Genomic DNA, 14732 nt, shown 5'->3' with positions numbered 1-14732 from the left:
GATGGAACAATAAGGAATTATGAAACCCTTATAAATATGCTTGATTTATTAGTTATCTAAAATAAGACACCTGACAACGAGAAAGGAATTTCATCATTAATGGGTTATCAGGTGTTATAAATTCATGTGTTATTGCTTGACATGTTCTTCAATCCGGCTTTTAGGTCATACATATTTTTATCGGCTCTTTTTATAGTATCATAGATAGTTTCATCAATATCCTTATCATAGAAGGCATAACCAATTGAAATATCAATGTCAAATGGATAGGCTTCACTGGCTTTTTTACATTCTTGATTAAACTGTTCTAGTTTAAATTCTACTTCTTCTTTATCCTCATCAATCAGTATAATTAAAAATTCATCGCCACCAATTCTGTAACACTTATTTTGATCTTGGAAGACTTCAAGTAAACATTGACCGCATAGAATTATTGCCTCATCTCCGGACAAATGTCCATATGTATCATTAATGAATTTCATGTTATTTACATCAGCCATAATAATAGCAATTCTATGATTCAATGAAATTCCATTAATTTCTCTTGTGTATGCCGTTCTGTTCTTACATTTCGTCATATAATCCCAGTTTGCCATATGCTTGTAAAAACTGGCATTTTCACTTAATCTAATTATTTCTACAGTTTTGAGCAGGCCACTCCGTGATAATATTAAAAGAAAGACAAGCATGCCTAACTGCATAAAAGTTCCGGTGTTCGTTCTTAATTCAAAGTAATAAAATAATAACTCAAAAACAGTAAATAAGAATAAGAAGCCAAAGGAGAGGGTAAGATAATATAATTTTTTGTTTTTATACTTAAAAACATCAATACACAAAGTATAGCAAACAATACTGAATATAATAAAAATTAAAACATGTAATACGATTAATCCCTCATGTAAGTTAGCAATATTAGATAATTGGAGCCCAAGCATAACAAAGGCATTTGTTATAAAGATGTAACTAAAACGAAGCATTAATTTACGATATCTATATTGAACCAGTACAGAAAGATACAACAACAACGGAATAGGAAGTGTATTAAGACAAAGATACTTTATGGAAGATATCAAGTATCGATTATCCACAAAAAACTGTGCCATATCACTCTCCATGATCATCCATATAGAAACAATTAGTGAAAATGAACCTAAATATAGTATGGATTTATGAGCTGTTAAAAATGATCTCAAGGAAAAATAAGCCAATACCAGGTTTATTCCTATAAAAAGAATAATGAAAGATATCAATAGACTAAAACCTCGGGTTTGAATAATATGTATTAATAGTGCTGCTTTCGTGCCGATATAAACATCGCTGAACGTTTCTATAGAACCGGATTTTTCAGTAGAAATATCTAAAGATATTTCTTTTCCTGCTGCATGATCCGGTAAATGAATTAAATTCCACATACTGCCGGGTGACAAATCAATAAAACCACTATCTTTTGCATCACAGGTATAAATCAACTCATTATCCACATAGACATGAATACTTTGATGAGAAGACAGCGTTCCCAATATAGAACCGGTTGGAAGGTCTTTGGGTAATTGATTACTGATTAACATCGCTTTCGTTTTACTTACATCTAATTTAGACGGAATAGTTATAGTGTGAGTATTACCTTCATTATCCTTATAAGTCCAGTTATTATTTAGTTTTATAAGGGATTCATTGTGAAAGGAGACGCTTTGATACTTACTGTTTATAACTAATAATAAAAATAAGAGTTCTACCACTAGTAATATATAGAACATTGACCTACCGAATTTATCTGTATGTATTTTCAAGAGAAACAGCCTCCCATCAACCCTGAATAAAACAAAAATAATATTGTAATTAAGTCGGTATAGCACATTAATTATTTTACATAATTATAACACGAATTTTGTAATATGAAAGTGTTTATGGTAAAAAATGAGCTACTTTTCACTACACTTTTCGTTACATTAATGGTAGTTATAAGAAATTTCGTTTATTTACTATAAAGCAATGGTTGTTAACTGAGTAAATTAATAGGATATAACCCTGTAATCAACGGATAAACCATGCTTTATATAATAGTTGAACGGCTGATCTTATTTCGTCTTCACTCATGGATGCATATCCAATTACAATGGTTGGGTTAGGTGGGATACTGTTTTTATTAAAGTAATACTTGGATATTCCATAGACTTTAATCTTATATTTTCTTGCCGAGGAAATTAATGCATCCTCAGACATATTGTTTGGTACTCTAAGAAGCAGATGGAGTCCTGCATCAGCTCCAAGAATTTCAATCCCACAGTTAAGTTCGGATATAGCCTTAATCAGAAGCTCTCTTTTTTTTCTGTAGATGTTTCTCATCTTGTTTAAATGTCTTTCGAAGTATCCTTCCTTAATAAATTGATGAAGTACTTTTTGTTCCATAATTGGTACTGGACATAAAATATAAGAAAGCTTTTCGTGATATCTTTTCATTAAATGAGGGGGTAAAACCATATAACTGACCCGGATAGTTGGAGCGAGTGATTTGGACAAGGAACCCATATAAATAACTTTTTCATTCGTATCCAGCCCTTGCAGAGCGGGAATTGGTTTACCGCTGTATTTAAATTCACTGTCATAGTCATCTTCAATAAGATAGCGGTTATCCTGTTCGTTTGCCCAGTTTAGTAGTTGGATCCTCCGATTAATTGGCATAATCTCACCGGAGGGAAATTGATGAGCCGGGGTAATGCATAGGATATTTGCATGACTTTTCTCAATCTCGCTTAAGATCATTCCACTTTGGTCTATATTGATGGCTTTAAATTTGGCTCGGTTCCCGGTAAATAAATGATTGAGCTTTTCATAACCAGGATTTTCAATACCATAGGTGAAGTCCCGGTCCAAAAGTTGTATCAGGGATTGGAATAAGATCTCGGTACCGGAACTAATAATGATCTGATCCTCTGAACAATTAACACCTCTGGATTGATGTAAATATTCTGCCAGAGCGATGCGTAATTTATCGTATCCAAGAGAATCTCCTTGCTGCAGGAGCTCAGTATCATATTCATTAATCACTTCTTTCATGAGTTTTCTCCATGTTTTATAAGGAAACGTAGGAATATCCACCCCATGGTAGGAAAAATCATATATTATATCTGACTGTAATGAGCGGTTCTTACGGGTGTCTATTTCATTTTTTATTTGAAGTTTTTGTATATGATCAAGCTGACATACATAAAACCCCTTTCGTTCCACAGGAGTAATATAACCCTCCTCAATCAGCTGATCATAGGCTGCTTGTATGGTGTTTTGGCTTATGGATAAATATGAGGAAAGCTTTCTTTTTGAGGGAAGTTTTGTATTATAGGGAATACGTCCCTCCTGTATTTCAGCTTTAATGAAGGTATAAAGCTGATGATATAGTGGGGTTTTACTATCGAGATTTAAGGATAGAGTTAACATTTCCATAAAAATTTACCTTTCCATAGTAATTAAGAAAACTGATACCATTAACTTGTGAAATTCTGATACTTATTACACTATCAGTTTTGTATTATAATAAGGCAAGTTATCTAATTAGTCAAGGGAATGTAAATAAAGCTGCTTGTATAAGTACGGACTAAGATGAAGTAATCGTTGAAAAGAATAAGAGGTGTAAAATCGTTACGGATACTGTTCATGAAATAAAAAACTATCATAGAAATAAAGGAGTGTTTGTTATGAATCAACGTTATGAACTAAACAAGAACTTAGCACAGATGTTAAAGGGAGGAGTTATCATGGATGTAACGACTCCGGAACAGGCTAAAATAGCCGAAGAAGCTGGAGCCTGTGCAGTAATGGCTCTTGAGAAAATACCTGCAGATATTCGCGGCGCTGGAGGGGTTGCCCGTATGAGTGACCCCAAAATGATTAAGGGAATACAAGAGGCTGTATCGATACCCGTAATGGCGAAGGTTCGAATCGGACATTTTGCAGAGGCACAGATTTTACAGGCATTGGAGATTGATTATATCGATGAAAGCGAGGTCCTTTCCCCTGCCGATGATACTTATCATATTGATAAAACAAAATTCGATGTTCCCTTCGTCTGTGGTGCCAAAGACTTAGGTGAAGCTTTAAGAAGAATCAGTGAGGGAGCCTCCATGATTCGGACGAAGGGTGAACCCGGTACAGGGGATGTGGTACAGGCTGTTCGTCATATGAGATTAATTATGAAGCAGATCAGACAATTACAAAATATGAGAGAAGATGAGCTTTATCATGCGGCTAAGGAATTACAGGTTCCTTACGATTTAGTATGTTATGTCCATGAGAATGGTAAGCTGCCGGTTGTTAATTTTGCTGCGGGAGGAGTTGCCACCCCGGCTGATGCAGCACTTATGATGCAGCTTGGTGCAGAAGGTGTGTTCGTTGGTTCAGGGATCTTTAAATCAGGTGATCCGGCGAAAAGAGCGCAGGCAATTGTAAAGGCGGTTACGAATTACAATGACCCGAAACTGATTGCAGAGCTTTCCGAGGATTTGGGAGAAGCAATGGTTGGTATTAATGAACAAGAAATAGAACTGTTAATGGCTGCAAGAGGTGTGTAACGATAAGGTTTGTTGCAATTGATAGATATTTAGATAAGCATTATTATGTTATGTTACACATAATGTAAATTGATCAGGAGGAATTATGCAGAAAAGGATTGGTGTACTGGCGGTACAGGGGGCATTTGCAGAACATATCAATATTCTGAATAAGCTAGGAGTGGAAGCCTTTGAGATAAGACAGAAATCAGACTTATATCATGGAACCATGGAGGGAATAATTCTTCCCGGCGGGGAGAGTACTGTTATGGGAAAGTTGCTTCGAGAACTGGAAATGTTTGAAGATTTGAAGACGGCGATAGAAGACGGCTTACCGGTACTTGGTACCTGTGCCGGTCTGATACTCTTAGCAAAAAGCATCTCTAATGATAAAAGCAGATATTTTGGAACCATGGATATTAAAGTGAAAAGAAATGCTTATGGCAGGCAATTGGGTAGCTTTCATACGATATCGGAATTTAAGGGTATTGGTGATATTCCCATGACTTTTATTCGTGCACCTTATATTGAAGAAGTAGCGAAAGATCAGGATGTGAAAATTCTGGCTGAGATTGACGGACATATTGTGGCTGCAAGACAAAGGAACATGCTGGTTACTTCCTTTCATCCGGAACTAACCTCGGATTACCGGGTACACCAGTATTTTTTGGAGAAGGTTTCGTCACTGAGTTTGTTATAATTCAATCTTTCTCATTGAATGGAATTTATTACCATGGTATAATACATATGCGGATACCCAGTACTTGGGAATGAAAATACCATGATTTTATTTTAGCCATTACGATAATTACAGATACGATATGGTTTATTAAAAATGTAAATTCTATTTAGGAGAAAGATTATGAAAATCAATTCATGTAGAGTTAATACATATACAGAACTTCAGGAAGAATTATTTCTTGATTCATATGATGATAAAATTAAAAGACATCGTCCTACTTTTTTATACCGAGGAATTTCGGATAGTAAACATGATTTAAAACATAGTTTACACAGAACTGTGAATGATCGGCTTGATTTGGAATCCGGTCTAATCAGAAATTTTCAAAAATATGCCAGTACTCAACTAAAAAACGAATATGGTTTCTGGGATGTACTATCCATAGCACAGCATCATGGTCTTCCTACAAGACTGTTGGATTGGACTTTCTCACCTTATGTAGCGCTACATTTTACAACCGATAATTTAAGTAAATATAACTCGGACGGGGTCATATGGCAAGTTGATTACAATAAAATTCATTCTTATTTACCAAAGATACTCTATCAAGAATTAGTTGATCATAAATCAACCATATTTACTACGGATATCTTAAATAATTTAAAGATAGATACTAAACAAATGATGGATCTGGAATTATTAGAAAAACAAAATGGTAGTGATGACAAGAGTTATTTTCTGTTCTTTGAACCTCCATCCATTGATGATCGAATCATTAATCAATACGCATGTTTTTCAGTAGCATCCAGACCGGAACTGATATTCAACCACTGGATGGAGAAACATCCTGAAACATATAAAGCGATTATTATACCAAAGGAACTAAAGCTGGAGATAAGAGATAAATTGGACATGATTAATTTAAATGAGCGTGTTATCTTTCCGGGATTGGATGGACTATGTAAGTGGTTGTCGAGGCATTATACCCCCACGGATCGAATATACAGATGAATATGACACAGACAGGGCATCTTAACGGATGCCCTATTATTTTGCCTATAAGTGTAACAAGAAAGTTAAGATTTATCTCAATAACGAACGCTTGTTAAGTTTTGATTTTTTATGATGTATAAGTGTTTACTTTCCGGATACGAAACGATATCATAATACAAAACTTATCAAAAGGGGCGATATTGTATGAATCATTTTATAGAATTTCGGGATGTAAATAAGGAATACAGACTAGGAAAGAACAACTCTTTTCTGGCAGTGGATCAGATAAACTTTTCCATAGAGATGGGAGAGTTTGTTGTGATTCTGGGGCCGAGCGGTGCAGGAAAAAGTACAGTTCTTAATCTGCTTGGGGGTATGGATAGGGTTACGAAGGGAACCATATTAATCGACGGAAAGGACATAACCCAATATAACGATAAAGAACTAACGAATTATAGAGCAAGGGACGTTGGATTTATCTTTCAGTTTTATAATCTGATTCCCAGTCTGACTGCCAGAGAAAATGTGGCTTTGGTGAAGGAGGTGGTAGGAGGTGGATTGGATGTAGATGAAGTACTTGAATCGGTCGGCTTAAAAGAACACCGTTATCAGTTTCCAACACAGCTTTCCGGGGGTGAACAACAGAGGGTATCAATAGCCAGGGCAATCTGTAAAGATCCTAAGCTGCTGTTATGCGACGAACCAACCGGGGCACTTGATTCAGATACCGGTGTTATTATTTTGTCACTACTTCAGGATATGAGTAAAATAGGAGGACGGACAGTAATTATAGTATCCCATAATGCAGCTTTGGCGGAAGCGGCAGATAAAGTGATTCGCATAAAAAACGGTAAGGTCCGGGAAGTGATTATAAATGAAAATCCTAAGCCGGTGAAAGAGGTGAATTGGTAATGTTGTTTCGAAAAATGTTACGGGATTTAAAGAGTAATCTGGTTCAGTTTGTCTCGATTTTTGTGATGACCTTTATGGGAATATTTATTTTTACTGGTATGAATGCAGTCGGAGAGGGAATGGATCAATCTGTTAGTGACTTTTATAAGGAAACGAAGCTGGCAGATGCTTTAATTTATGGATCTGACTTTACAATGGAGGAAGTCCAAAACCTTAGGAAGCAAGAAGGAATTCATAATGTAGAGAGAAGGCTACAGCTTAACGCATCCTTAGCGGATAATACGAAAAGTATGATTCAGTTGAACATAGTAGAAAGTAACCAGATATGCTTAAATCATATTGTAGAGGGGCAAGCATTTGAACCCGATAAAGATGGGATCTGGCTAAATAGCTCCTATGCAAAAGAAAATTTAATTCATGTGGGTGACACTCTATCTATAAAGATACAGGGACAGTTAATAAGTAAAACGGTACAGGGGCTTATCATGCATCCAGAATATGTATATGCCCTAAAGGATGAGAATGAAGTGATTCCGGATCATAAAACTTTTGGTTACGCCTTTCTTTCAGCTCATTTTTTTAGTGGAGATTGGGGTTTCGATTTATCGTATAATCAGTTGTTGCTTAAGAGTAATAGAGATAAAAAAAGTATCGAAACGATAAAGAACACAGTATTTCCTAACAAACAGACAATTCTTGTGATGCAGGAGGATCATACAAGTGTTCGTATGTTTCAAAATGAGGTTAGCCAGATGAAAGCGATGCAGACAGTCTTTCCTATCGCATTTTTATTAATTGCTATATTAACCACTTTAACAACTATGACCAGACTAACCTCCAATCAAAGAACACAGATTGGTATCTTGAAATCCGTGGGGTTTCTCAATAGAAAGATCATATGGCATTATATGAGTTATGGTGTATTTATAGGAACTGTTAGTAGTATGTTAGGACTTTTTACAGGACCGATTTTTCTTCCGAAACTAATGTTTAAATTTCAAAAAGGATTTTACACCTTACCGGAATGGAATGGGTCGCTAGACCCTAGGATTACCATTATAGTTTTGGGCGGTATTTTATTATGCGGGATCAGTGGCTTCTATGCTTGTTATAAAGAGCTTCAGGGTGTAGCAGCTCAGATATTAAGACCCAAGCCACCCAAAGCCGGCAAGCACACAAAACTTGAGAAAAGTAGATGGTGGAATAATTTAAAGTTCGATATACAGTGGAATATTCGAGATCTTTTACGAAACAGATTACGAAGTGTAATCACTGTAGTTGGCATCATCGGATGCATGACCTTGATTCTTTGTGCCTTTGGTTTACGGGACACCATGGATGACATTACAAATGAGGCCTACGATCAAATTAATACCTATGATACAAAGATCGTATTATCGGATAGCACATCGTCTGAACGAATGATAGAGTTAAAAAAGAATCAGGAATATCAATTTATTCAGGAAACATCGGTTGAAATAAATATCCGTGATGAAATAGTCAGTTCGGTCCTAACGGTCGTGGGAGATGGAGTTTATATTAATCATAGAGATAAATTCGGTTATAAAGTGGAACTCCCGAAAAAAGGGCTTGCAATAACGAATAAAATCGCAGAACTTCATGATTTAAAAGTGGGTAACATGGTTACATGGAGATTATATGGTACCGGCTCTTGGGTGACCGGAGAAATCAAAGTGATCATCCGTAACCCGATCATGCAAGGGATATTTATCAGTGAAGAGGCTTATCAAGCTATGGATTTGGTACTTAGACCGACTGCATTTTTAACCGATGAGGCAGTGTCAGAATTTTCAAATAATGACTTCGCATCCGTACAATCTAAAGAAGATATAGTTAAGAATATGGAAACGATGATGGAGACAATGAATGTTATGATAGCTATTTTAGTACTGGCTGCAGTCATTTTAGGCGTAGTAGTATTATATAATCTGGGGATTTTATCATTCCAAGAAAGAATAAGAGAGCTTACGACATTGAAGGTCTTAGGATTTCAATATCATAAACTTCGTCAACTGCTACAGATGCAAAATATATGGCTGACCCTTATAGGAATCATCATCGGAGTACCCGGTGGATATCTATTACTCACTTATATGTTAAAATTCATGGGAGATAGTTTTGATTTACTTCCACATATCACTGTCTTTTCCTATGGGGTTAGTATCATCGGTACCTTACTGTTATCTGTCGTAGTTAATTGGTTCTTAAGTCGCAAATTAAGGACTATTGATATGGTAAGTGCATTAAAATCTGTTGAATGATTTAAATGATTAAAGGTTATAGTGGTAAATTAAGTGTTTCAAGCAATACAAGTATTGAGAAATAAGTAAATTAATCAATCAGTGTATCAAATAATAAATGTATCAAGCTATAAGTGTATCCAACTATAAGTAAATCATAATAATAACAATAATTATTTATCTGGTACGATTATAACTTTGGAGGCATCGGCATACCAAGAACCATTAATTTTATGTAGTTAATTAAATCCTTTTTTCCGTCCTCCATATTGCGTTTGTTTTTACCGATGAAAAGAAGAGCAGATAAAAAACCGTGGGAAAGGGTTTTAGCCAAAAAAGAGCCCTTTTCTACATTAAGATGCGATGCCAGATGGGCTTGGAATAATTCTAGAAAAGTATTACGGTATGCTTCGTATTTCGTCCCCTCACAACTATCCATTAAGATTAGAAGAGAGTTACTTAGTAAGAGATCCATGGGAAAGAACTTGGGCATAAAGGTATCCACTACCTCGTCAAAGTTCTTTTCCATTTCATCCTTGCTTAAATCAACAAGTTCTGCTGCTTCGTGTTTATTGATTAATTGAATAATTTGTTCAGGAGTATCACCTATAATTTCATCTAGAATAGCTTCTTTATTCTCAAAATAGTTATATAGATTTCCTATCGTTGTATGGGATTTAGCTGCTATGGTTCGCATAGATGAGTTTTTAAAGCCACGCTTTAAAAATTCTTTTTCCGCCGCTCCAATAATGTTTTCACGGATTTCCTCCTTCTTAATCTGCATCTTCTCATCCCCTTTCTATATCTCGGTGTTTCTTAATTTAATTTTTTAATGACGTCTTTGTCAAACATTTAATGTCATCTTATCTATCTTATAATATAACAGATGAGATCTATAAATGTATAATATATTTTACTAACTTTATTATAATGTTCAAAATAGATGGATTTTTTTGTGTAGTAACATATAATAAGAGTTAAGTGTGATAAGCTTATATTCTTTCAAAGATAAAAAGAACGGAGACATAAGATGAAAAAGAATGGTTTTGAGGATTATAAATTAAGTGTTGAAATTATAAGAGCAATAAACGATCTAGATATTACAATGCCAACGAAGGTACAAGAGCAAATTATACCTATGGTACTAGATAATCAGGATTTTTTAGTACAATCACAGACAGGTACCGGCAAGACAGCAGCTTTTGGTATCCCTGTCTGTGAATTGCTTGATTGGTTGAAAAACAAGCCACAAGCTTTGATATTGACTCCTACAAGGGAGTTAGCCCTGCAAGTGAAAGATGATATCATGAATTACGGGAGATATAAGCGTATTCATGTTGTGGCATTGTATGGAAAGCAGCCTATCTCCAATCAGATTGCTCAGCTTAAGCAAAAGACACATGTTATTGTCGGAACTCCCGGACGAGTTATGGATCATTTAGAAAGAGGAACATTAAACATTACCCAAATTAGGTTTCTTGTATTGGATGAAGCTGATGAGATGCTTAGAATGGGATTTGCCGAGCAAATAGAAACAATTATTCAGAGTCTTCCTAAGGAAAGGACAACGATGCTGTTCTCAGCTACGCTTCCCGAAAGAGTTAAAGAGCTTTCCTACAAGTATATGAAAGAGCCGGTTGCTATAAATATTCAGCCGGATACTATTATGGCAGATAAAATTGAACATAGTATCTATCCTATCGAGGAGGATCAGAAATTAGCGCTGTTAAAGGATGTTACGATCGTTAATAATCCGGATAGCTGTATCATATTTTGCAGTACAAAAGATAAGGTTGAAGAAGTATATGATCATCTGCAGAAGCTAGGCTACCCTTGTAATAAAATCCATGGTGGTATGGAACAAAAGGAAAGAATGAAATCAATGGAGGAATTTAAAGCGGGAATAATTCGTTACCTTATAGCTACCGATGTAGCTGCTAGGGGTATAGATGTTGATAATGTTACCTTGGTGATTAATTATGATATTCCGATTCAAAAAGAAAATTATGTTCACCGGGTTGGAAGAACCGGACGTGCTGGTCTGGCAGGGAAAGCAGTCACGTTTGTAACCCCCGAGGAAGAAAATCAAGCAAAGGATATAGAGGCTTACATTGGCTTTTCCATTCCTGTGATGTCGGTGCCTGATACACAGGAGTTATCTGAAAAAAAGATAGCATTTGATATGAAATTAAAGGAAGCTCCTAGTTATAAAAAGCTAAAGAGTGAGAAGCTGGATCAAAGAATTATGAAGCTTCGTTTTAATGGTGGTAAGAATAAGAAGCTTAGAGCCACTAATTTTGTCGGAGTGATTTCGAATATTAAAGGAGTATCAGCTGAGGATATCGGTATCATTACAGTACTTGATTCGCTTACCTTTGTAGAAATATTGAATGGGAAAGGACCTTTGGTTTTGAGAGCAATGGAAGAGACCCCTATTGGAAATAGAAATTTAAAAGTAATCGATGCTACCAAAAGAAGATAAAAATAAATTGGGCTGTCTCAAAATAGTTAAGCGGGGAATATGATTTTACCGTAATACATTGTTTGACGGACATGTTGATGATTTTATGATGCCTAGTGCGAACAAAAGTGTTCGAACAAGGCATCACAAAATTGAAAATATGTCCTTCAATCTGTATGTGAGGTAAGTTATATTCCCATTGTTTATTTTGAAACAGCCCCAAAATTAAATAAGCGTAATAATTAATTCATTTCATCCCATTTTAAATTGACTATTGTCTTGATTGAGCTTGATTTAATCGCTTATATAAACCATCCTGTTCTAAAAGTTCCTTATGAGTACCTCTTTGAACAATTCGACCTTCCTCCAATACAAGAATAATGTCTGCATTCTGTATTGTAGAGAGACGGTGAGCAATGGCTACGATGGTTCTTGTACCAGCCAGATCTGCAATTGCTTTTTGGATTTCTTTCTCTGTCTCAACATCAACAGAAGCGGTAGCTTCATCTAATATAATGATAGGAGCTTTACGAAGAATTGCCCGTGCTATGGCAATTCGCTGCTTTTGTCCTCCGGAGAGACGCATGCCTCGTTCGCCGACCTTGGTATCGTATTGATTTGGCATTTCCATAATGTTATCGTGAATTCTTGCAGCTTTGGCAGCTTCTATAATATCTTCTCTTGAAGCCGTAGGATCCGCATAGCCTATGTTCTCTGCAATTGTTCCGTTGAATAGGAAAGTATCCTGTAATACCGGAGCAATGTTTGCCCTAAGGCTTTCCAAGGTTACATGTTTAATATCCTCTCCATCGATTTTAACCTGTCCGGCTGTTGGGTCATAAAATCTGGAGATCAGCTGGGTAAGGGTTGTCTTACCAACCCCGGTGGGTCCGACCAGTGCAACCATCTGTCCGGGTTGACAGGAAAAACTGATATCTTTTAACACCGGAACTTCTTCTTCGTATCTAAAATCTACCCCATCGAAGGTAATACTTCCTTTGACCTTATCCATTTCCTTTGCATCCGGGGCATTGATAATATCATTTGGCGTATCTAGTACCATCATAACTCTTTCTGCACCGGCATAGGCTTGCTGTATTTCCTCTAAGATTCTGGCCAAGCCGGAAATAGGAGCGTAGAAAAGGGAAAGATACAATAAGAATGCCACAATATCGGATACGGATAATTCATTACCCAGGGCAAGGATACCACCAATTCCTACAACAATAACTGTACCGGTGGAAGACAAGAATTCAACGGCAGGATGAAATACACCGCTTAATTTTAACGCATAAAGGATAGAGCCGGTATATGCACCGGCATGGGTAGAAACCTGCTTTTTTTCGTAACTCTCCTGACCAAAGGCTTGTATTTCCTGAATTCCTGAGAAGTTATCCTGAAGCTTTGCATTAAGTTCTGCTAAGGATTTCTGGGCTTTTGTAAAGTTAGGCCGTACCTTGGTAGAAAAAATCCATCCGGAATATAAGATGATGGGTATCGGGATACAGGTTAAAAGAGCAAGCTTTACATCGATGGTTAACAAGATAATCATAACACCCACAACCGTCACAATATTGGTCACCATCTCAGGTATAATATGGGCATATAGCAGTTCAAAGGTTGCAGTATCATTGACAACGCGGCTCATTAAATCTCCGGTCTGTTTATCATGAAAAAAGCTCATGGAAAAGGACTGTATCTTATCATAAACCCGTGTTCTTAAATCCTCAACCAGGTTCCAAGCAGCTTTATGGGAAAGGTAGTTACTTAGGAACCGAAATAAAACTCTAAGTAAATAAACAGCAATCAGCGCCAAGGTAATGATAAGGATTTTATCTTTTGAACCCTCAGCCGCTCCCTGTTCAATTAGTTCTGTCATGGATGCCAGCAGTTTAGGTGCTGTAAGGTTTGTGATCGTTAATGCAAAGGTAGATAAAATTGCAATCAGATAAAAAGCTTTATAACGGATTGCTTCTTTTCCAAGTCTCCATAATAATTTCATGTGTATATCCTCCTATGTAGTCATTCCTTAGTATTTTAGCATAAAAGCTTATGATTGTCTTTATTTTCGTAAATTTTAAAAGATAGACTATATTACGAAGATTAATAAAGATAAACAAATTTTATATAGAATGTATGATTCTATTTTGGATACACATACTATTATCAAAATTTAGAAAGGTGAGTGATGATGAACAAAAAAAGAACGATACTACCCCCAACAGCTTTACGGGTATTCCTTCGTACAGATCCACTAATTAATGCTGAAATAAGAAATCAGACGATACGAAATCTAAATATCTATAAGAATTGTAATGAGGACGAAATTGCAGATAGAATTAGATATTTAAACCTAGAATGGGATACGGAAAGAGTGTTAGAGGCGAATGCTGCGACCTTAATAATCCTAAGTTCTATCTTAGGTATAAAAACCAGCAGGTGCTGGTTTTTGTTGACCGGTTTGATTGGTATGTTCGTATTACAGCATGCTTTACAAGGCTGGTGTCCACCTGTTCCCTTGGTGAGAAAATGGGGTGTCAGGACAGCAGAAGAAATAAGTGCAGAAAAGACGGCATTAAAAATGCTGAGAGGAGATTTTGCGAAGGATACAAAAGATGCGGTTGAACTTTTAAAAATAGCAGACAAAATGTAGTGTGCGTGAAGGCAAAGTGAGCATCTTAAGGTATATTTCAATAAGATAGCAGCTAAGAAACTTTAGTTTCATTAGCTGCTATCTTATTGAAATATCAAGCTAGCTAGAAAGATGCGAGCGCGCCCAGCGAACCCGAGATACGAAGTATCGAGAGGTTGCGCTAGCTAGAAAGATGCGAGCGCGCCCAGCGAACCCGAGATACGAAGTATCGAGAGGTTGCGCTAGC

At 36.3% G+C, this 14732-nt stretch carries 11 protein-coding genes; 7 read left to right on the top strand and 4 right to left on the bottom strand.

Going from position 1 to position 14732, the window contains the following annotated elements; translation table 11 throughout:
- Nucleotides 1–122 precede the first annotated feature (122 nt).
- Nucleotides 123–1790 carry a sensor domain-containing diguanylate cyclase gene (locus tag I5677_RS12835; protein ID WP_197662031.1) on the bottom strand — a complete coding sequence of 556 codons (1668 nt, stop codon included), beginning with the start codon at nucleotides 1788–1790 and terminating at the stop codon, nucleotides 123–125.
- Nucleotides 1791–2034: 244 nt separating this feature from the next.
- Nucleotides 2035–3441: a MocR-like pyridoxine biosynthesis transcription factor PdxR gene (gene pdxR / locus I5677_RS12830; RefSeq protein ID WP_197662030.1), complete on the bottom strand. Its 1407-nt coding sequence runs from the start codon at nucleotides 3439–3441 to the stop codon at nucleotides 2035–2037.
- 251 nt (nucleotides 3442–3692) lie between these two features.
- Between pdxR and pdxS the strand changes: the two genes are divergently transcribed.
- The 5 genes from pdxS (at nucleotide 3693) to I5677_RS12805 (ending at nucleotide 9413) form a co-directional block, all read left to right on the top strand.
- Nucleotides 3693–4565 (top strand): pyridoxal 5'-phosphate synthase lyase subunit PdxS, encoded by an 873-nt coding sequence (pdxS, locus tag I5677_RS12825; RefSeq protein ID WP_197662029.1) that lies wholly within the window; start codon nucleotides 3693–3695, stop codon nucleotides 4563–4565.
- 85 nt (nucleotides 4566–4650) lie between these two features.
- Nucleotides 4651–5244, top strand: a complete 594-nt coding sequence (gene pdxT / locus I5677_RS12820; protein WP_197662028.1) for a pyridoxal 5'-phosphate synthase glutaminase subunit PdxT — start codon at nucleotides 4651–4653, stop codon at nucleotides 5242–5244.
- A gap of 162 nt (nucleotides 5245–5406) precedes the next feature.
- Nucleotides 5407–6237 carry an FRG domain-containing protein gene (locus tag I5677_RS12815; RefSeq protein WP_197662027.1) on the top strand — a complete coding sequence of 277 codons (831 nt, stop codon included), beginning with the start codon at nucleotides 5407–5409 and terminating at the stop codon, nucleotides 6235–6237.
- Between the two features lie 186 nt (nucleotides 6238–6423).
- Nucleotides 6424–7131 (top strand): ABC transporter ATP-binding protein, encoded by a 708-nt coding sequence (locus tag I5677_RS12810; RefSeq protein WP_197662026.1) that lies wholly within the window; start codon nucleotides 6424–6426, stop codon nucleotides 7129–7131.
- A gap of 14 nt (nucleotides 7132–7145) precedes the next feature.
- Entirely contained in the window at nucleotides 7146–9413 is a 2268-nt protein-coding gene (locus tag I5677_RS12805) for an ABC transporter permease (RefSeq protein WP_197662025.1), read from the top strand.
- 169 nt (nucleotides 9414–9582) lie between these two features.
- Here the strand turns inward: I5677_RS12805 and I5677_RS12800 are convergent, their stop codons facing one another.
- Nucleotides 9583–10176 (bottom strand): TetR/AcrR family transcriptional regulator, encoded by a 594-nt coding sequence (locus I5677_RS12800; protein WP_197662024.1) that lies wholly within the window; start codon nucleotides 10174–10176, stop codon nucleotides 9583–9585.
- A gap of 246 nt (nucleotides 10177–10422) precedes the next feature.
- Here I5677_RS12800 and I5677_RS12795 point away from each other — a divergent pair, with 246 nt between their 5' ends.
- Complete coding sequence (locus I5677_RS12795) at nucleotides 10423–11874, top strand: DEAD/DEAH box helicase (RefSeq protein WP_197662023.1); 1452 nt, start codon at nucleotides 10423–10425, stop codon at nucleotides 11872–11874.
- Nucleotides 11875–12124: 250 nt separating this feature from the next.
- Here I5677_RS12795 and I5677_RS12790 read toward each other — a convergent pair whose 3' ends face one another.
- On the bottom strand, nucleotides 12125–13855 hold the full coding sequence (locus I5677_RS12790; protein WP_197662022.1) for an ABC transporter ATP-binding protein: 1731 nt from the start codon (nucleotides 13853–13855) through the stop codon (nucleotides 12125–12127).
- A 189-nt stretch (nucleotides 13856–14044) separates the two neighbouring features.
- On the opposite strand from I5677_RS12790, the gene I5677_RS12785 reads away from it, so the two are divergent.
- Nucleotides 14045–14506: a YgaP family membrane protein gene (locus I5677_RS12785; protein ID WP_197662021.1), complete on the top strand. Its 462-nt coding sequence runs from the start codon at nucleotides 14045–14047 to the stop codon at nucleotides 14504–14506.
- Nucleotides 14507–14732: the final 226 nt, after the last annotated feature.

This window comes from Mobilitalea sibirica (assembly GCF_015999265.1).
Taxonomy (GTDB): Bacteria; Bacillota; Clostridia; order Lachnospirales; family Lachnospiraceae; genus Mobilitalea; species Mobilitalea sibirica.
This window is presented reverse-complemented; position numbering and strand designations above follow the sequence as displayed.

Coding starts and splice junctions, on each gene's coding strand:
- pdxR (WP_197662030.1), bottom strand. CDS start 3,441: ATGGAAATGTTAACTCTATCCTTAAATCTCGATAGTAAAACCCCACTA.
- pdxS (WP_197662029.1), top strand. CDS start 3,693: ATGAATCAACGTTATGAACTAAACAAGAACTTAGCACAGATGTTAAAG.
- pdxT (WP_197662028.1), top strand. CDS start 4,651: ATGCAGAAAAGGATTGGTGTACTGGCGGTACAGGGGGCATTTGCAGAA.
- I5677_RS12815 (WP_197662027.1), top strand. CDS start 5,407: ATGAAAATCAATTCATGTAGAGTTAATACATATACAGAACTTCAGGAA.
- I5677_RS12810 (WP_197662026.1), top strand. CDS start 6,424: ATGAATCATTTTATAGAATTTCGGGATGTAAATAAGGAATACAGACTA.
- I5677_RS12805 (WP_197662025.1), top strand. CDS start 7,146: ATGTTACGGGATTTAAAGAGTAATCTGGTTCAGTTTGTCTCGATTTTT.
- I5677_RS12800 (WP_197662024.1), bottom strand. CDS start 10,176: ATGCAGATTAAGAAGGAGGAAATCCGTGAAAACATTATTGGAGCGGCG.
- I5677_RS12795 (WP_197662023.1), top strand. CDS start 10,423: ATGAAAAAGAATGGTTTTGAGGATTATAAATTAAGTGTTGAAATTATA.
- I5677_RS12790 (WP_197662022.1), bottom strand. CDS start 13,855: ATGAAATTATTATGGAGACTTGGAAAAGAAGCAATCCGTTATAAAGCT.
- I5677_RS12785 (WP_197662021.1), top strand. CDS start 14,045: ATGAACAAAAAAAGAACGATACTACCCCCAACAGCTTTACGGGTATTC.